The sequence below is a fragment of the Telmatospirillum siberiense genome, from assembly GCF_002845745.1.
Lineage (GTDB): Bacteria > Pseudomonadota > Alphaproteobacteria > Rhodospirillales > Magnetospirillaceae > Telmatospirillum > Telmatospirillum siberiense.
Genome location: NZ_PIUM01000003.1, coordinates 301,002 through 319,090 on the forward strand (window position 1 = coordinate 301,002; position 18,089 = coordinate 319,090).

Consider the following 18,089-nt stretch of genomic DNA (forward strand, 5'->3'; position numbering starts at 1 on the left):
GCCAAAGGGACGATGGAACAGCGCCCCTCACCGGCAGGGAATACCTTCGATCGGACATTCCGGCGTCCCCGGCGTCGAACGCGTGAATGATTCGACCATCGCCCGCACCCCTTCGGGGTCGGTGACCCACTTCCTGTAGAAATCATAAGGACAAGCGGCAAGGCCTCGCGCGTCCTCGCCGGAATTGACCGTGCCGGTGTAGCCGCGATGCAGCAGCTTGTAGAGGTGGTTCTGGCTCTGGCCGTTCTTCCGGTGATCCCTGATCAGCGAGACGGATAGCTGGGCATATTGGATGCCATACTCCTCCTCGCCGCATTCACCGAGCGTCCGCCCATCGAAACCGACGATCGCCGAGTGGCCGAAATAGGTGTAGACGCCATCGAAACCGGCGGCGTTGGCCACCGCGACATAGACATTGTTGGCCCAGGCCATGGCCTTGGCCATCATCACCTGCTGGTCCTTGGCCGGATACATATAGCCCTGGCACCGAACGATCAGCTCGGCCCCCTTCATCGCGCAATCACGCCAGATTTCCGGAAAATTGCCGTCGTCGCAGATGATCAGGCTGATCTTCATGCCTTTCGGACCGTCGGAGACATAAGTCCCCTCGCCCGGATACCAGCCCTCGATGGGCACCCAGGGCATGATCTTGCGATACTTCTGAACGATCTCGCCCTGGTCGTTCATTAGGATCAGGGTGTTGTAAGGAGCCTTGCGCGGATGCTCCTCATGGCGCTCGCCGGTCAGGGAGAAGACGCCCCACACCCCGGCCTGCCGGCAGGCGGCGGCGAAGATCTCCGTCTCCTCGCCGGGAACGGAAGCGGCATTGGCATACATTTCCTCGGCATCGTACATGATGCCGTGGGTCGAATATTCCGGGAAGACCACCAGGTCCATGCCCGGAAGCCCCCGCTTGAGGCCGACCACCATGTCGGCGATCTTGCCGGCATTGGCCAGAATCTCGGCCTTATCGTGCAGGCGGGGCATCTTGTAGTTGACCACGGCCACGCCGACGGTGTCGTTGCTGCTGGTGATATCACCGTGAATCATTCGTCGTCTCCTAATGACTGATCATCCACGGCCTGGCGCCGGGAAAGGATTTGGCCGCAACCGAACTCTTCTTGCGGCCGCCATGCGCCCCGCAGCCGCAATTCGGGCCATGTCCCCCGATCCGGCGGGGCGCATGGGCACTCCGTTCGTTGGTGGCGAACGCCGTTCGCCGCCCGGCCTCCATCAGGGCGAGACCGGGCGCGGTCAACACCACCCTGGGCGCCTCGGCGCCACAGGACGGGCAGGCCTGCGGCGCCTGGAACTCCGCCATCGGGCGGAGGTCTTCGAAGGGGCCGCAGTGCGGGCAGGCATATTCATAGACCGGCATGATCCCCCTCCTCAAAGATCCGGAGACAGCGGCATGGCGACGTCGCCCTTGAGGAATTTGGTCGGACCGGCACTGCCGGGATTGATGTCGAAATCGAAGATCTCGGTGGGAACCCACAAGGTGGCGCAGGCGTTGGGAATGTCGACCACGCCGCTGATATGTCCCTGCACCGGGGCGGTGCCCAGGATCGAATAGGCCTGGGCGCCGGAATAGCCGAACTTCTTCAGATATTCGATGGCGTTCAGGCAGGCCTGGCGATAGGCGACATGGACGTCGAGGTAATGCTGCCCCCCCTGCTCATCGACCGAAATTCCTTCGAAAATCAGATAGTCCCGATAGTTGGGCGTCACCGGACTGGGTTTGAAAATGGGATTTTTGATGCCGTATTTCGCCACGCCATCCTTGATCAGATCGACCTTCAGATGCAGCCAGCCGGCCATTTCAATGGCCCCGCAGAAGGTGATCTCGCCGTCGCCCTGGCTGAAATGCAAGTCCCCCATCGACAGGCCGGCGCCGTCGACATAGACCGGGAAATAGACCCGCGCCCCGCGCGACAGATCCTTGATGTCGCAATTGCCGCCATGCTCGCGCGGCGGTACCGTCCGCGCGCCGGTGGCGGCGGCACCGTCGCGGGCCTCGCCCTTGAGGCGCCCCATATGCGCCGTGGGCGCGAAAGGCGCGTTGGCCAGCGGCGGCACCCGGCCCGGATCGGTGGCGATGAAGCCCGTCTCGCGGGCATTCCAGGTCTCGAGAAGCTTCTTGTCGGGCAGGCAACCGATCAGGCCGGGATGAACCAGGCCGGCGAAGCTGACGCCGGGGATATGCCGCGACCTGGTATAGAGCCCGGAAATGTCCCAGATCGATTTTTGCGCCTGGGGAAAATGCTCGGTCAGGAAGCCGCCGCCGTTCTTCTTGGAAAAGAATCCGTTAAAACCCCACTGGCTGTCGGCCAAGGTGCCGATGTCGAGAATGTCGACGACCAGAAGATCGCCGGGCTCGGCGCCGGCCACGCCGATCGGACCGCTGAGGAAATGGACGATGGACAGGTCGATGTCGCGCACGTCGTCGGCGGAATCGTCGTTCTTGATGAAGCCGCCGGTCCAGTCGTGGCATTCGATGATGAAGTCGTCGCCCGGCTTGACCGTGGCGACCATGGGAATGTCGGGATGCCAGCGGTTATGCACCTTGTCGTTCTCGTAAGGGGACTGGGTCAGGTCGACTTTGATCAGGGTTTCGGCCATTTTTGTCCTCGCTCTTGGCTGGGTGAAAAGTGTTTCAAACCGACAGGAAACCGGCGACTTTCGCTTCGTCGAGATTGGCCCGGCCGTCCTCGTGGACGATCTCGCCGTTTTCGATGACCAGCACGCGGTCGGCGATATCGAGGGCGAAGCTCAGGACCTGTTCGGAAACCAGAATGGACAGACCGCGCTGATCGCGGATCCGCTTCAGGGTCCGCGCCATGTCGCGAATGATCGACGGCTGGATGCCCTCGGTCGGTTCGTCGAGCAACAGGACCTTGGGTCCGGTGGCCAGCGCGCGGGCGATGGCGAGCTGCTGCTGCTGGCCGCCCGAGAGATTGCCCCCGCGCCGCCCTTTCATTTCCTGCAATACCGGGAACAATTCGTAAAGATCGCCGGGAACCTTGGTGCCGCCGGCGGCGAACAGTCCGGTTTCGATATTTTCCTCCACGGTCATCGCCGAAAAGATCATCCGCCCCTGCGGCACATAGGCCACGCCCTTGGCGACCCGCTGAAAACTCTTCAGGTTGGTGATCTCGGCGCCGCCGACGCTCACCCTGCCGCTCCTGGTCGGCACGATGCCCATCAGGGACTTCATCAGGGTGGTCTTGCCCATCCCGTTGCGCCCCATGACGGCGACGATCTCGTTGGGCCGCACGGTGAAATCGATGCCGTGCAGCACCTCGCTTTGCCCATAGGCGACGCGCACCTCGGAAACGCCGAGCATGGTCCTCTCCTCTCAATGTCCGAGATAGACTTCGACCACCTTGGGGTCGGCCTTGACCTTGGCCATCGCCCCTTGCGAAATGATCTTGCCCTGATGCAGGACGATCACCTTGTGGGCGATGTCCTCGACGAATTTCATGTCATGTTCGATGACCAGAACGGACCGGTCGCGGATGATGCGGTTCAGCAATTCGGCCGTTTTGACCCGTTCGCCGACACTCATCCCGGCGACGGGCTCGTCGAGCATCAAAAGATCGGGGTCCTGGATCAGCAGCATGCCGATCTCCAGCCATTGCTTCTGGCCATGGCTCAGATATTCGGCCCGCATCGACAGGCAGTCCTCGAGGAAGATCATTTCGGCGACTTCGGCGATCCGCTCGCGAACGGCCGCGTCCGTGCGAAAGAACAAGGCGCCGAACACCGAACGCCCGCGCGGATACGAGATCTCCAGATTCTCGAAGACCGTCAAAGTCTCGTAGATCGAGGGATTCTGGAACTTGCGCCCGACCCCCGCCCGGACGATCTCATGTTCGGTCTTGGCGGTCAGTTCCTCGCCGTGAAATTTGATCGAACCGGCGATGGCCTTGGTCCGGCCGCAGATCAGATCGAGCACGGTGGTCTTGCCGGCCCCGTTGGGGCCGATGATCACCAGGATCTCGTTCTTATCGACATAGAAGGTCAGATCGTCGACCGCCTTGAACCCGTCGAACGAAACGGCGAGATCCTCCACGGACAACACGAAGTCGTTTTGCGTCGGCATCGTGCTTACTCCCTCAATGGACGCGCGAACCGGTCGAGGCGGCGGCAATCCGGCCGCCCCCCCGTCCCGAACGGAAGCGGCGAGCGATCAGCGGAGCGGCATAGGTTTGGTAGAGCCCGGCCAGACCGTCGGGAAAGACCATCACGATGGCGATGAACAGACCGCCCATGGCGAACTGCCAAAGCTGGGGAAAGCTTTCCGACAACAGGGAGCGGCCGAAATTGATCAGCAATGTGCCGTATACCGCGCCGATCAGCGAGGACCGCCCCCCCACCGCGCAATAGATCACCATTTCGATCGACGGCACGATGCCGATGAAGGACGACGACATGAAACCGACCTGCAGGGTGAACATGGCGCCGCCGATGGCGGCCAGGCCGGCGGCGAAACAGAAGACGAAAATACGAAAACTCGAAACGTCGTAGCCCGAGAAGCGAACCCGATCCTCCTTGTCGCGCATGGCCACCAACAGGCGCCCCAGCTTGGTCTGCTGAACGAACTGGGCCAGCAGCAAAGCCCCCAGCAACAGGCCGCCGTTGATGAAATAGAGGATCAATTTCGCGTGGTCGGTCCGGATGTCCCATCCCTTCAGCGTACGCAGGTCGGTAATGCCGTTGATGCCCCCGGTATATCCCTGCTGGCCGACGATCAGGATGGTGAGAATGGCGGCGATCGCCTGCGTGATGATGGCGAAATAGACGCCGCCCACCCGGCGCTTGAACATCGCCAGACCGATGACGAAGGCGAACAGGGCAGGCACCACGACCACCGCGACCAGGGAGAAGGACAGGCTATGGAACGGTTCCCAGAACCACGGCAGCGCCGTCACCTGATTCCAGTCCATGAAATCAGGAATTCCCGGTGTCGACTGGATTTTGGTGTTCTCGGGACTCGATGCCTCCAATTTCAGGAACATCGCCATGCAATAGCCGCCCAGGCCGAAGAAGACGCCCTGGCCGAGGCTCAAGATCCCGGCATTGCCCCAGCAGAGCACCAGCCCCAGCGCGACGAAGGCGTAGGTCAGATATTTCCCGACGAGATTGAGTCGGAAGATATCGAAAACGAGCGGAAAGACCACCAGGAGCAGGACCGCCAAAAGCAGCAGCCCGACGAGGTTTCCGCGACTGGCGAAGAGTGTTTTGCTCATGCCCCGTGCCCTCCTTACCGGCGAACCTTGATGACGAACAATCCTTGCGGCCGCAGCATCAGGATGCCGACGACGCCCAGCAGGACGAGCACCTTGGCCATCGAGCCCGAGAGAAAGAATTCCATGGTCGATTGGGCCTGCGAGATGGAGAAGGCCGAGGCGATGGTGCCCAACAGACTTTGCGCACCGCCGAAGACGACGACCAGAAAGGTGTCGACGATGTAAAGCTGACCGGATGTCGGCCCGGTCGAACCGATCATCGTGAAGGCGCTGCCGGCCACTCCGGCGATGCCGCAACCGATGCCGAAGGTGTAGCGGTCGACCCGTTCCGTATCGATGCCCACCGCGCCCGCCATCGTGCGGTTCTGCACCACGGCACGCACCTTCTTGCCCCAGGACGAGCGGAACATCATGGCGAACACGCAGGCCGTGATCAGCACCGTCAGGGCCATGACGAACAGGCCATTGATGGGAATGTCGATGGTCTCGGAAAGATGGGTCGAGCCCATCATCCATTCCGGCAGTTCGACGCCCACCTCGCGCGCCCCGAAAATCGACCGGTAGGCCTGCTGCAAGACCAGGCTCAACCCCCAGGTGGCCAGCAGGGTATCGAGGGGACGGCGATAGAGGTGGCGGATCATCAGCCATTCGACGGCCATGCCCAACGCTCCGGCGACCACGAAGGCAAGGACCATCGCCACCAGGAAATAAATGGCGTAGAGCCCCGGCAGGAAGGCCGAAAAGAACCCGGAGCAGAGATAGGTCACGTAAGCCCCGAGGATCATGAATTCGCCATGCGCCATGTTGATGACGCCCATCTGGCCGAAAATGATGGCGAGGCCGAGCGCCATGAGCAAAAAGACGGAAAACAGGCTCAGCCCGGCGAAAGCCTGCATGGCGAAAATCGAACCGAGATCGGCAAAGGAATAACCCATCAGCATGGCAACACTCCCGCCTGTTCAGACTGTTCGTGGACCTCTTGTCCTTGCGGAAGAGAGGAAGAAACCGGGTCACCTGCCCCTCGCCCCCCGAGTGGCACCCGCGTCCCTGCCCATAGGCGCTCGGATAAGAAAAATATCCCCTCGCCCCTTGTGGGAGAGGGGGCGAGCGAAGCGAGGGGGTGAGGGAAAAATTGGCGATCCCTCCCCCCACCCTCGGGACTCACTGGTAGCCCTTGGGGAACGGATTGGGTTCCATCAGATCGGGTGTTTCATAGACCAGGTCGTACTGGCCGTCGGCCCGCGCCCGCCCGACCCGGCTCTTGCTCCACAGGTGATGATTTTCATGGATGCGGACATAACCTTCCGGCGCCCCCTTGAACTCGATGCCGGGGGAGGCCGCGGCCACCTTGTCGATGTCGAAGCTGCCGGCCTTTTCGACGGTGAGCTTCCATAGCCAGGGACCGAGATAGGCCGCTTGGGTGACGTCGCCGATCACCGCCTTCTCGCCCCACATCTTCTTGAAGGCGGGGACGAAAGCCTTGTTGTTGGGGTTGTCGAGGGACTGGAAATATTTCATGCAGGCATAGGCGCCGGCGATATTTTCGCCGCCGATGCCCAGTATTTCGTCCTCGGTCACCGAAATCGTCATCAACGTCTGCTTGTTGAGATCGATGCCCGCCGCTTTCAACTGTTTGTAGAAGGCGACATTCGATCCGCCGACGACGGACATATAGATGACGTCCGGCTTCTTCAGCTTGATCTTGTTGATGACCGAGTTGAACTCGGTGTTGCCGAGCGGGAAATATTCCTCGCCGGCGACGGTCAGGCCGTGCATTTCGATATGTTTGCGGGCGATCTTGTTCGACGTCCGCGGCCAGATATAGTCCGAACCCAGCAAATAGAAGGTCTTCGCCCCCTTCTCCTTCATCACCCAATCGAGTCCGGCGAGAATCTGCTGCGTCGCCTCCTGGCCGGTGTAGATGACGTTCTTCGATTGCTCCAGACCTTCATAGAAGGTCGGGTAATAGAGCATGCCGTTATATTGCTCGAAGACGGGCAGCACCGCCTTGCGCGAGGCGGAGGTCCAACAGCCGAAGACGGCGGCCACCTTGTCATTGACCAGGAGCTTCTTCGACTTCTCGGCGAAGGTCGGCCAGTCGCTGGCGCCATCTTCCTGAATGACTTGAATTTTGCGGCCCAAAACGCCGCCTTGCTCGTTGATCTGGGCGATCGCCAGCTTTTCGGCCTCGACAGAACCGGTTTCGCTGATCGCCATGGTGCCCGTGATGGAATGCAGAATGCCGACCGTCACCGTGCTGTCGGTGACCGCCAACCCGGTCGAATTGACGCTCGCGGCCGGAGCCGCGGCGGCCACGGCCCTGGGGAGGAGAGCCAAGCCGGGCACCGCCGCCATGCCGAAGAGGAGCTTGCGCCGAAGAGCGGATGGACGATCCGAGGAAAAATCACCTGCCGACATCATATCTCCTTCACGACTGGGGACGGTGAAAAGTCCGTCTCGATTGCCGGGAGATGGTCGGATCAAATTATCGATGGCTCAATACGTGGATCACCGTATACGTGTAATACCCCATAGGGAATTACACGTATGGGCAAATTCCGGCATGTGGATTATTCTGAGGAAGAAAAAATTATAAGTAGAATTTCATACAACAAAATTATAACCATTGATTGATTATGGGATTTTTCCGTTATTGGGACGGGATCTTCGATCGAAGGATTGGGGACACGCCTTGAATTCCCGGATAGTGCGACGCCAAGTCTAGTGCATTGGTTCATTCAAACGGTTCAATGCACTAGATTCCGCAAAAGCGAAAAAGCTCCGCCTTTTCATCGCTCAAGCGCCGCGCTGGCTGTAGTGCATTGACGAAATTGTTGAATCTTTTTTTGTGTCAATGCACTAGGGATCTTCGAGCGATAGCGCGGACAACGGCCGGAGGGGCGCCAAGCATGGCGATTCAGCAACGCATCGTTCGCACGAGGCGCATCTACAACCAATGGGTCGCCAACCAGACCCTTGAGGATTTCGCCCTGCGCTTCACCGCCAAGCGGGCGCGGCGCTGGTCCTCGTCGCGGGTGGCCAACACGGCGTTGGGAGCCATTTCGTTTCTGGCCCTGGAGGCCATCGGCGGAACGGTGACCCTGAGCTATGGCTTTCCGAACGCCGTCGCCGCCATCCTGGCGGTCAGCGCCATCATCTTCCTGACCTGCGTGCCGATCAGCTATTACGCCGTGAAATATGGCGTCGACATCGACCTTTTGACCCGTGGAGCCGGGTTCGGCTACATCGGCTCGACCATCACGTCGCTGGTCTATGCCTCGTTCACCTTCATTTTTTTCGCCATCGAAGCCGTCATCATGTCGACGGCGCTGGAGACCTGCTTCGGCATTCCGCTTTCCGTCGGCTATCTGCTCTGTTCGCTGATCGTCATCCCGCTGGTCACCCACGGCATCACCTTCATCAGCCGGTTCCAGCTCTGGACCCATCCTCTGTGGATGGGGCTGCATATCGCGCCATTCCTGTTCATCGCCTTGAACAGCCAGGATTCCTTCCGCTCATGGACCGGGTTTTCCGGTCGAGCGGGCGTGGCGGGCGGAGACTTCGACCCTTTGCTGTTCGGAGCCGCGACCACGGTGGTCTTCTCGCTGATCGCGCAGATCGGCGAACAGGTCGATTTCCTGCGCTTCATGCCGCAGAACCGGAAGACGAGCCCGACCGGCTGGTGGGTCGCCCTTCTCTCCGGCGGCCCCGGCTGGATTCTTCCGGGACTCGTCAAATTGCTGGCGGGATCGTTTCTCGCCGTCCTGGCGATCGGGCACGGCGTTCCCGTCGAACAGGCGGGAGAGCCCACGCATATGTATCAGGTGGCATTCCTCAATATCGTGCCCTCCCCCGCCGCCGCCATCGCCCTGACCGGCTTTTTCGTCATCGTCTCGCAACTGAAGATCAACGTCACCAACGCCTATGCCGGCTCCATCGCCTGGTCGAACTTCTTTTCCCGTCTCACCCATCGCCATCCGGGCCGCGTCATCTGGCTGGTCTTCAATGTGGTGATCGCCCTTCTGCTGATGGAGCTCGGCATCTATCAGGCCCTGGAGCATATCCTGGGGCTTTATTCCAGCATCGCCGCCAGTTGGGTCGGCGCCCTGGTCGCCGATCTGGTGATCAACAAGCCGTTGCGCCTCAGCCCGCCGCATATCGAGTTCAAACGCGCCCATCTCTACGACATCAATCCGGTCGGCGTCGGCGCCATGGCCCTCGCGGTTCTGACCTCGGTCGCGGCCTTCCTCGGGCTGCTGGGTCCCCTGGCGCACGCCTTCACCGCCCTTATCGCCTTTCTCACCGCCTTCACCACGGCCCCGCTCATCGCCCTGGCCACCAAGGGCCGCTACTACATCGCGCGCAAGGCCCGGCGCAATTGGCGCGACGCCACCGAAATCGTCTGCTGCATTTGCGAAAACAGCTTCGAACCCGAGGACATGGCGCATTGTCCGGCCTATTCGGGACCGATCTGTTCGCTATGCTGTTCGCTGGATTCCCGCTGTAACGATCTGTGCAAACCGACGGCACGCCTTTCCCATCAGATCCTCGCCCTGCTGCGATCCTTCCTGCCCGAACCGATTGTTTCGCGGCTGCATTCACCACTCGGCCATTACCTCGGCGTACTCGCCATGCTGCTGGGACTGATCGCCTTCATCCTGACCATCATCTATACGCAATCGACCTTCGGGGCCGAGGAACTCAAGCCGATCATCAAGATCGCCTTCGAAAAGACCTTCGTCATCGTCGGCATCATCGCCGCCATCGTGTCCTGGCTTTATGTGCTGGCCCAGGAAAGCCGGCGGACCGCCCAGATGGAAACGCGGCGGCAGACCGACCTGCTGATCAAGGAGATTCAGGCCCATAACCATACCGACGCCCAACTGCAAAAGGCCAAAGAGGTAGCCGAAGCGGCCAATCTGGCCAAAAGCCGCTATGTCGTCGGCATGACCCATGAATTGAGGACTCCGTTGAACGCCATCCTGGGTTATGCCCAGCTTCTTGAACGCGACAGCACCATTCCGCCGCACCGGCGCGACGCCATCGCGGTGATCCGGCGCAGCGGCGATCATCTGTCCGGCCTGATCGAGGGCCTGCTCGATATTTCGAAAATCGAAGCCGGTCGTCTGCGATTGCGGCGCGACGAGGTGCGTCTGGCGGCATTCCTCGAACAGATCATCGATATGTTCCGCTTGCAGGCAAGCGTCAAAGGACTGGACTTCATCTTCCAACCCATCGATCACCTGCCCTCGATGGTCCATACCGACGAAGCCCGCCTTCGCCAGATCCTCATCAACCTGCTGTCGAACGCCATCAAATTCACCAGGGATGGCCATGTCGCCGTGCGATTCCGTTATCGCAGCCAGGTGGCGGAATTCGACGTCGAGGACACCGGCGTCGGAATCCAGCCGGGAGACATCGCCAGGGTCTTCGAACCGTTCGAGCGGGTGGAAACGCCGGGGCTTGAACCCGTACCGGGAATCGGTCTGGGTTTGACCATCACCAAACTGCTCACCGAAGTCATGGGAGGAGAGATATCGGTGAGCAGCAGGGTGGGGAAAGGCACGGTTTTTCGCGTTAAGATGCTGTTGTCCGAAGTGCAGAATCCCAGTCCGACACTCGCCGCCCAGGCCACGGCGATCGGCTATCTGGGACGCCGCCGGAGCGTCATGGTCGTCGATAACGACGCCTCTCATCGCGCCCTGATCGAGGATCTTCTGATCCCGCTCGGGTTCGATCTGGAAAGCGTGCCCGATGGAGTGTCATGTCTCGACCGGGCCGAGACGAGCAGGCCCGATCTTTTCCTGCTGGATGTTTCGATGCCCGGCCTGAACGGCTGGGATCTGTGCCGAAGACTGAGGGAAACCGGGCATGAGGAGGCCGCCATCATCATGATTTCGGCGAACGCCCTCGACTTGCCGCAGGGGAGCGAAACCCGGATCTGGCACGACGATTATCTTATGAAACCGTTCAACATCCGCGATCTCCTGGATCGCATCGGCCAGCGGCTGAATTTGGAATGGACCCGGGATCCGGCCGAGGTCGCCCAACAGAACCAACCCGCCCCGACATTCACCGCCCGGGATGTCCCGGCGCCGCACCACCTCAACGATCTCTATCGACTGGGCCAGATCGGCTATGTCCGCGGCATCCAGACCAAGCTGGACGAAATCGAGAGGGAAAGTTCGGACCATGAGCAATTCGTCACCCATCTGCGCGGCCTGGTCAGAAACTTCGAACTCGGCCATTACATGACGGCCATCGAATCGCTCTACGGTGAAATCCATGGATGAAACCTCCACGCGCGACATCGTTCTGGTCATCGACGATTCACCGGAAACGCTCGGCATGTTGACCGAAACGCTGGACAACGCCGGCCTGACGGTCCTTGTCGCCCTGGAAGGCCCGAAAGCCCTCGACCTCATCGAACATGTCACCCCCGACATCGTCTTGATGGATGCGGTCATGCCGGGCATGGACGGCTTCGAGACCTGCCGGCGAATGAAGCGCGACAGGAACATGGTGCATGTCCCGGTGATCTTCATGACGGGCTTGAGCGAAACCGAACATATCGTAAGGGGGCTGGAGGCGGGTGGCGTCGATTACGTCACCAAGCCGATCAGGCTCGAAGAACTGGTGGCCCGCATGCGCGTCCACCTCTCCAATGCCCGCTTGGCCAACAGCGCGCGCATGGCGCTCGATGTGGCGGGACGCTTCCTTCTCTCGGTCAATTCGGCGGCCGAACTTCTCTGGTGCACGCCCCAAAGCGGACAACGTCTTGAAAAAGCGCTCGGATGGAGGGTGAACGATCGCAGCACGCTGCCGGCCGAGGCCGTGGCTTGGTTGGCGCAAAGTCAGGGCCGTGCAACGCGAATCCCGTCGAAGCCCCTACCCATCACCAGCGAAACAACCGGACAATCCATGACCCTGTCCTATGTCGCGCAGATCAGGCCCAACGAATTCCTGTTGCGGATCGTCGAACAGGAAGGCAGCAGCGACGAGGCGACCTTGCGCCTTCGCCTCGGCCTGACGGCGCGCGAAGCCGATGTCCTGGCCTGGCTGGCCCGCGGCAAAGCCAATCGCGACATCGGAGAGATCCTGGGCTTGAGCCCGCGGACGGTAGAAAAACATCTGGAGCTGGTTTTCGCCAAACTGGGCGTCGACAACCGCACGGCGGCGGCGACCGTCGCCGTCAGAGCCCTGGAGACCAGTTGATCGATCCAAAGTCGCGATGGCCCCGACCCGACGACACGGGGCAATCGGGTGAACGCGCGCGAGTTGTTCTTCCAAAAGTGATCTTCTCCGCGTTGGCGCGTTGAACGCGCCCCGAAGCTTTAGCGGAGGAAGCCCGAGGCGGACGGATGTCCGCCGCCCGGCGCGTGAGGGCTCCGGTGATCGGTTTCGATCACCGGAACTTGGTATAAAGCCCCATCGAAGGCGTCAATAAATGCCGCGCTCATTCAAGACCTGCGCGAAATGACGATCCTCCGTCAGCACGTGCCCCAACACCCAATCCCGCAGCAGACTGGCGATCTCCTTATCATTCATCGATCCGCCCTCTTCGAAGCGACGTTGCATTTCGAAGACCTGTTCCAGCAGGCGGCGATGCTTGTGGCGGTGCGTTTCGATGTCGCCACAGCCGTAGCGCTCCATCAATTGCTCCTCCTCCCGGAAATGGAAGCGGGCGTAATCGACAAGGAAACCGAGAGACTCGAGAATCTCATGATGAACGCGGCCCTGACTCGCCGCCATATACAGGGTGTTCGCCCGGATCAGAAGATTTTTATGGTGGGTATCGATCCGCTGGATATTGACGCTGTATTCGTCACGCCAGCGCGACCCGGGGCTTTCCTTCCGGCTACCATCCGTGACGCAGGCATGCATGCGCCGCTCGTGACTTTCCATCAGTTTCCAACGCATCACCGGCACGTCGCGGACGACGGACGCCGCCGTCAGATAAACTTCCAGGGGCGTTGCGGCGCGGACCCGAAATATAGCCGGGTTGCTGAAAATCGCCCCCTCTTCGCCGAAAAAGTTTCCGGGCCCCAATGTTTCGACGACCTCGCCTCCGATGGTCAATTCGGCAGCGCCGTTCTTGACGAGGGCAAGGCAGCCGAGAGGGTCGACATATTTGCCGGCATCGAATGTCAACAGCGGCATGTCCTTGGCCAAACGGTTGAGCGAGGTCTCGGTCAGGGCCTCGGCGCATAGCCAGGTCGAGCGCAGGAAATTACGGCGCTCGTCCAGAGCCATCACATCCGACATCAAGCCGTTCCGCTTGATGAATTCCCGATAGAGCCCGACCGACATCTTCAATGCCTGCACGAAACTCGCGGCGCGGTAGGTCTTGCGGGCGGGACTTCCGTCAATACCGGCCACCTCGCCCAACATGGCCCCCGCCGAGAGCAGGCCATTCACCGGCGATCCGGCCTCGAACATCTCGACGGTACCGGTGATGACCAGATAGACGCTGGTCACCGGCTCTCCCTCGCGGACCAGGATGCTCTCGGCATTGACCGCGACCAGCGGGCTGTTCAACAGCACCCGCAATTCATGATGCGCCGTGTCGGGAAAATAGGTCCGAAGCCAATCGTAAGCATTGCGCCAGACGTAGTCGTGATTGCCGGGGATGATTTCATCGACCATGCCGAAGGGCGCGCCGGAACCAATTTCCTTTTCCGACACGCTCAACGGCTTCGCCGTGTGGGTCAGGATGATCTTCCCGGAGGGATCGTTGCGGAAATCCTCGGCTTTCCCGTGAATCAAACCGCCACCGATGTCCAGCTTCTTGATTTCCGCCGGCATGGCGTAATCGGCGGCGATCTTTTCGTAAAACCATTGGGATATGCCGTTCTCCCCGGGTTTTCGACGCATACCGCCGAGGACGTCGAGGGAAACGATATCGGCAAAATGGGCGTAGCTCCGGTAGCCCTCCTCCCAGAGGGAACGGAAAACGAAAAGATTGGTTTCCACCGGATGCGGAGAGAACAGGGGCATGACCTCCAGCCCATTGATATCATTCCAATGATCGAAGACGAGATCCTGGACGTCGAAATAGTCGGCGAAGCTGTCCTCCTCAACGGACAACAGCGCCGACAGCTTCTTCATGACCGATGACCTGACCAGAGGCGTCGCGTAATATTTTATTCTCCGGTCGGCCCGGAGCAGGCTGGTCAATCCGGCGAAGTGATCGTCATGGCAGTGAGTGTGGAACACCCCTTCGATCTCATTGATGCCGATACCCAGCGCCGTCAGGCTGTGCTGGACGTTGGGTCCGGCGTCGATCAGATAAATCCGTCCCTGAAAGATCAGCACGCTGGCCATGGTGGGCCGGTCCGGGTCCCAGCCGTCCCCCTCGCCCGAATGAATAACCGAGAAATAGCCGCGATCGACCCGATGTGCGCCCAGCGTGTAGGGAGGGGCATAACTCACTCCCGCCGGCAGATTGAGATCGACGGTGACGCTTTCCCCGTCCAACTGAAACTCGAAAATGTTGAGGCCCAGGCGACGCAGCGTCACCCCGCCTTTCAAAGTCACCGGATAGCCGTCGAGAAGGATGGTATCGAGCAATTCCCTGGGATGACGGATTTTTCCGAACGCAAATTTGAGCTTCATGGCCATCATCTCGTCGGCAAGATCCGGAGCGATGCCGGTGGAGATGATCTCCTCGCGGCTCACCAGGCCATAATTGCCGCGATAGATATAATGAAGCTGGGATTCGACCTGTTCGCGCAAACCGATGAGAACCGGCTTTTCCCCGCGATTGTTGGGATGCCCCGGAAGGATGGCGCCCTGGCGGTATAGCATCTGCAACACTGGGAATTCCGCCAAATTGCAGAAACCGCCGTTTTGCAGCATGACGTCGGAGAGCAGAATCGCGTTCGGTCCCGTCTCGAAGGCCACGCCGTCACGCTCCGTTTGAACGATCAGACCGCGGCGCATCAAATGTTTCACCGCATCGGCCGGGCATCCGCACAGCACCTGCAGGCCGACGTCCGGCGCCTCAACCCAGGCAACCCCCGTGGTGACATGGACTTTCCGCAATCTCGCCATTCAACCGCTACCCCTTGAAACGGAGCGATAGGCATCCCGCCGCGGCCGAACCAGCGATCTCCTTCCCTTGGCTATTTTTATAGCGCCCTATTTTTTCAACCAATAGTTAGTATAGCCGGCGGAAAAAGTCATAAAAAAAGTGATGGGCGCTCTCCCTTATCCACAACAAAACCATCAGTCACCCAAACGGTCGTTCGGCTGCCATTCTATTTGAACGGCGGCAAGGCTTCGCAGTGATGGATCGCACATCGATGACGATTTTGGGACAATGCTTTCTCGGACGTATCCAAGCCGCCGGTCTTTACGCTAAACCTGTCATACGTATTCATCCGGGATAAACGAATGTCATGACAGGCAGACACCCGTCACATCAGCCGGCGCTTTCTCCCCTTCTCGCCCGGCGCAGCTTCCTGCCGCTGTTCATCACTCAATTCCTGGGTGCGTTTAACGGCAATCTGTTCAAGAACGCCGCCATCGTGCTGATCCTCTATCGGCTGGGCAGCGAGCAGGAATCGGGGGGCAAGGTTCTCGCCACCCTGGCGCTCGCCTTGTTCGTCCTGCCATTCTTTCTTTTCTCGGCAACGGCCGGTCAGATCGCCGACCGCTTCGACAAGACCAGGGTCATCCAGGCCTCAAAGCTTCTGGAACTGGCCGCGGCCGTCGTCGCCGCCATTGCTCTCGCCTGGGGCGCCCCCGCGATGCTGCTGACGGCCTTATTCCTGCTGGGGGCCCAGGCGGCGTTGTTCGGCCCGTTGAAATACGGAATCCTGCCGGAACTGTTGGCCGAGAACGACCTGCTTGGGGCCAACGGCCTGATCGAGGCGGCAACCTTCCTTGCCATCCTGGCCGGCACCATCATGGGATCGCTCACCGTCCTCGGGACGGATGGGGTCCTGATCATCCAATCGACCGTGATTGTCGCCGCGGCGGCCGGATGGATCGCCAGCCTCGCCATTCCACCGACTCAAGCGAAAGCGCCGGGTCTTTCCCTCGACTGGAATTTTCCGCGCCTCACCTGGTCTCTCTTGCGGGAAACGAGCGGTCCCTCGTCCCTGCTGGGACTGATCATGGGAGTATCCTGGTTCTGGTTGGCCGGGGCCACCTATCTCACCCAATTTCCGGCCTTTGCCAAGGATGCCTTGCATGCCGGTCCCGACGTCGTATCCCTCTTTCTCGGCATGTTCAGCCTGGGCATCTGCGCGGGCTCGCTGCTCTGCCAGCGTCTTTTCCGGGGACGCGCCAGCCTGCGCCTGGCTCCCTACGGCCTGCTGGCCATGGCCGTCTTCGGCCTTGATTTCGTCCTTTCGGCGCAGCCATTGGGCAATATCGACGGCGACTTCGCCGGAATCGCCGATTTTCTGGCGGTGCCGCAATCCTGGCATCTGCTCGCCGATCTGCTGGCCATCGCCATCGCCTCGGCCATTTACGTGGTGCCGCTTTATACCCTGCTGCAACAGCGGGCCGCCCCCAGCCATCGGGCGCGCGTCATCGCCGCCAACAATGTGATGAACGCCCTCTTCATGACCGTGGCGGCCGGCCTCGCCGCCATGCTTCTGGGAACCGGCCTCGGCATCAAAGGACTGCTGGGAGGCATGGCGGCGGCCAACATCGCGGTCGCCGCCCTCTTCTATCGCTGGAAATCCGCCTAGGTACCGCGTCACAGAAGGTTTGACGGTTTGGACACCGCTATCCGTTCACGCCATGCGACTGCGATGGGCCGTGAACAGCCGGTCCGGTTTCGAAAACGGGACGAAAACACCAGACATCGCGCCGAGCGGGGGGGCAAGACCTGAACCGGGGTAGGGTGGAAAAGCATAGCGCATTCCACCTTTCCTGGTTGTATGTCAAACTTCGGTCATGTCCGACTACCGTCGCAACCGCGTTCCAGGCGGAACCTTTTTTTTTTACGGTAAACCTGCTCGACCGTAAAAGCGCTTTGCTGGTGAACGAGATCGAAGCACTTCGTGCCGCCGTTCGGCAGGTGAGAGCGTCCGCGCCGTTTCATATCGATGCCTGGGTGGTTCCGCCCGACCACATGCATTCCATCTGGACACTGCCGGTAGGCGACAGCGACTTTTCCGCCCGGTGGAAAGCGATCAAGACAATGTTCTCGAAGCAAATGCCGCCGACCGAGTACCGTTCGGTGGCCCGGGTGAGTAGAGGGGAGCGCGGCATCTGGCAGAGGCGCTTTTGGGAACACACGATCCGGGACGACCGCGATTACGCGATCCACATGGACTACACGCATTTCAACCCGGTGAAACACGGACTCGCCGGCTCGGCCGGGGAGTGGCCTTTTTCATCCTTTCGCCATTGCGTCGCAAAAGGGCTTTATCCCGAGACTTGGCTCGGCGGCGGCCCTGAACCGCGGCTACCCGGAGAACGCCGGTGAAAAGGTCCATTTCCGTGCCACAAATATTGGCGGAATGTGCTCCGCTTTTCCGCCCTACGCTCGCTGCCTTGGTGTAGATCAATCAGCCCGTTCAAGCCGTATTGAGTTTCTATCAGGCAACCGCACAAGAAAAGCGCCGCCGCTCCAAGAGATCCCATACGGAGAGTCCTTGGTAACGTGGAACTCACCTCTGCCACAATCGATATCGGCAGTCCAATTAACATCGGCTCCCGCAGCGATTCCCATCACATGGCACACCAACCCATTGGAGAACGCAACATCACCTAGTGCATTGACTCAAACAGAAGATACAACGGGCAGGCGCTGAAGTTTTGCAAGGATGACGTCGGCCGGCTTTGTCCAAACGAATGGCTTTGAATTTTTGTTGTGCTCGT

13 protein-coding genes are annotated in these 18,089 nt (G+C 60.3%); 4 read left to right on the forward strand and 9 right to left on the reverse strand.

Translation table 11 applies throughout. The features are described 5' to 3' along the window. Positions 1 to 27: 27 nt before the first annotated feature. The 8 genes from CWS72_RS04995 to urtA all read right to left on the reverse strand — a co-directional run bounded on the left by CWS72_RS04995 (position 28) and on the right by urtA (position 7,670). A complete protein-coding gene (locus CWS72_RS04995; RefSeq protein ID WP_101249454.1) occupies positions 28 to 1,050 on the reverse strand; it encodes an aliphatic amidase in 1,023 nt (340 codons plus the stop codon). Positions 1,051 to 1,060: 10 nt separating this feature from the next. Further along, the gene (locus CWS72_RS05000; RefSeq protein WP_101249455.1) at positions 1,061 to 1,378 is read right to left on the reverse strand and encodes an FmdB family zinc ribbon protein; all 318 of its coding nucleotides are present in this window, start codon (positions 1,376 to 1,378) and stop codon (positions 1,061 to 1,063) included. A gap of 11 nt (positions 1,379 to 1,389) precedes the next feature. Next, on the reverse strand, positions 1,390 to 2,619 hold the full coding sequence (fmdA, locus tag CWS72_RS05005; RefSeq protein WP_101249456.1) for a formamidase: 1,230 nt from the start codon (positions 2,617 to 2,619) through the stop codon (positions 1,390 to 1,392). Positions 2,620 to 2,653: 34 nt separating this feature from the next. Then, positions 2,654 to 3,343 (reverse strand): urea ABC transporter ATP-binding subunit UrtE, encoded by a 690-nt coding sequence (gene urtE, locus CWS72_RS05010; RefSeq protein WP_101249457.1) that lies wholly within the window; start codon positions 3,341 to 3,343, stop codon positions 2,654 to 2,656. 12 nt (positions 3,344 to 3,355) lie between these two features. Further along, a complete protein-coding gene (gene urtD / locus CWS72_RS05015; RefSeq protein WP_101249458.1) occupies positions 3,356 to 4,102 on the reverse strand; it encodes an urea ABC transporter ATP-binding protein UrtD in 747 nt (248 codons plus the stop codon). A gap of 13 nt (positions 4,103 to 4,115) precedes the next feature. Beyond that, positions 4,116 to 5,249 carry an urea ABC transporter permease subunit UrtC gene (gene urtC, locus CWS72_RS05020; protein WP_101249459.1) on the reverse strand — a complete coding sequence of 378 codons (1,134 nt, stop codon included), beginning with the start codon at positions 5,247 to 5,249 and terminating at the stop codon, positions 4,116 to 4,118. A 14-nt stretch (positions 5,250 to 5,263) separates the two neighbouring features. After that, on the reverse strand, positions 5,264 to 6,190 hold the full coding sequence (urtB, locus tag CWS72_RS05025) for an urea ABC transporter permease subunit UrtB (RefSeq protein WP_101249460.1): 927 nt from the start codon (positions 6,188 to 6,190) through the stop codon (positions 5,264 to 5,266). A 220-nt stretch (positions 6,191 to 6,410) separates the two neighbouring features. After that, positions 6,411 to 7,670 (reverse strand): urea ABC transporter substrate-binding protein, encoded by a 1,260-nt coding sequence (urtA, locus tag CWS72_RS05030; RefSeq protein ID WP_199175544.1) that lies wholly within the window; start codon positions 7,668 to 7,670, stop codon positions 6,411 to 6,413. 488 nt (positions 7,671 to 8,158) lie between these two features. Between urtA and CWS72_RS05035 the strand changes: the two genes are divergently transcribed. Continuing rightward, entirely contained in the window at positions 8,159 to 11,542 is a 3,384-nt protein-coding gene (locus CWS72_RS05035; protein WP_101249461.1) for an ATP-binding protein, read from the forward strand. Then, positions 11,535 to 12,464: a response regulator transcription factor gene (locus tag CWS72_RS05040; protein ID WP_101249462.1), complete on the forward strand. Its 930-nt coding sequence runs from the start codon at positions 11,535 to 11,537 to the stop codon at positions 12,462 to 12,464. The genes CWS72_RS05035 and CWS72_RS05040 overlap by 8 nt, the downstream gene beginning before the upstream one ends. A 225-nt stretch (positions 12,465 to 12,689) precedes the next feature. Here the strand turns inward: CWS72_RS05040 and CWS72_RS05045 are convergent, their stop codons facing one another. Beyond that, complete coding sequence (locus CWS72_RS05045; RefSeq protein WP_101249463.1) at positions 12,690 to 15,302, reverse strand: bacteriohemerythrin; 2,613 nt, start codon at positions 15,300 to 15,302, stop codon at positions 12,690 to 12,692. Between the two features lie 347 nt (positions 15,303 to 15,649). Here CWS72_RS05045 and CWS72_RS05050 point away from each other — a divergent pair, with 347 nt between their 5' ends. Together CWS72_RS05050 and CWS72_RS05055 are read left to right on the forward strand one after the other, a co-directional pair. After that, positions 15,650 to 16,951, forward strand: coding sequence for an MFS transporter (locus CWS72_RS05050; RefSeq protein WP_101249464.1), 1,302 nt, complete (start codon positions 15,650 to 15,652; stop codon positions 16,949 to 16,951). A gap of 155 nt (positions 16,952 to 17,106) precedes the next feature. After that, positions 17,107 to 17,694, forward strand: coding sequence for an REP-associated tyrosine transposase (locus tag CWS72_RS05055; protein WP_476718207.1), 588 nt, complete (start codon positions 17,107 to 17,109; stop codon positions 17,692 to 17,694). Positions 17,695 to 18,089 lie beyond the last annotated feature (395 nt).

Coding starts and splice junctions, on each gene's coding strand:
- CWS72_RS05050 (WP_101249464.1), top strand. CDS start 15,650: ATGACAGGCAGACACCCGTCACATCAGCCGGCGCTTTCTCCCCTTCTC.
- CWS72_RS05000 (WP_101249455.1), bottom strand. CDS start 1,378: ATGCCGGTCTATGAATATGCCTGCCCGCACTGCGGCCCCTTCGAAGAC.
- CWS72_RS05040 (WP_101249462.1), top strand. CDS start 11,535: ATGGATGAAACCTCCACGCGCGACATCGTTCTGGTCATCGACGATTCA.
- CWS72_RS04995 (WP_101249454.1), bottom strand. CDS start 1,050: ATGATTCACGGTGATATCACCAGCAGCAACGACACCGTCGGCGTGGCC.
- CWS72_RS05035 (WP_101249461.1), top strand. CDS start 8,159: ATGGCGATTCAGCAACGCATCGTTCGCACGAGGCGCATCTACAACCAA.
- urtB (WP_101249460.1), bottom strand. CDS start 6,190: ATGCTGATGGGTTATTCCTTTGCCGATCTCGGTTCGATTTTCGCCATG.
- urtE (WP_101249457.1), bottom strand. CDS start 3,343: ATGCTCGGCGTTTCCGAGGTGCGCGTCGCCTATGGGCAAAGCGAGGTG.
- CWS72_RS05045 (WP_101249463.1), bottom strand. CDS start 15,302: ATGGCGAGATTGCGGAAAGTCCATGTCACCACGGGGGTTGCCTGGGTT.
- urtC (WP_101249459.1), bottom strand. CDS start 5,249: ATGAGCAAAACACTCTTCGCCAGTCGCGGAAACCTCGTCGGGCTGCTG.
- urtA (WP_199175544.1), bottom strand. CDS start 7,670: ATGATGTCGGCAGGTGATTTTTCCTCGGATCGTCCATCCGCTCTTCGG.
- urtD (WP_101249458.1), bottom strand. CDS start 4,102: ATGCCGACGCAAAACGACTTCGTGTTGTCCGTGGAGGATCTCGCCGTT.
- fmdA (WP_101249456.1), bottom strand. CDS start 2,619: ATGGCCGAAACCCTGATCAAAGTCGACCTGACCCAGTCCCCTTACGAG.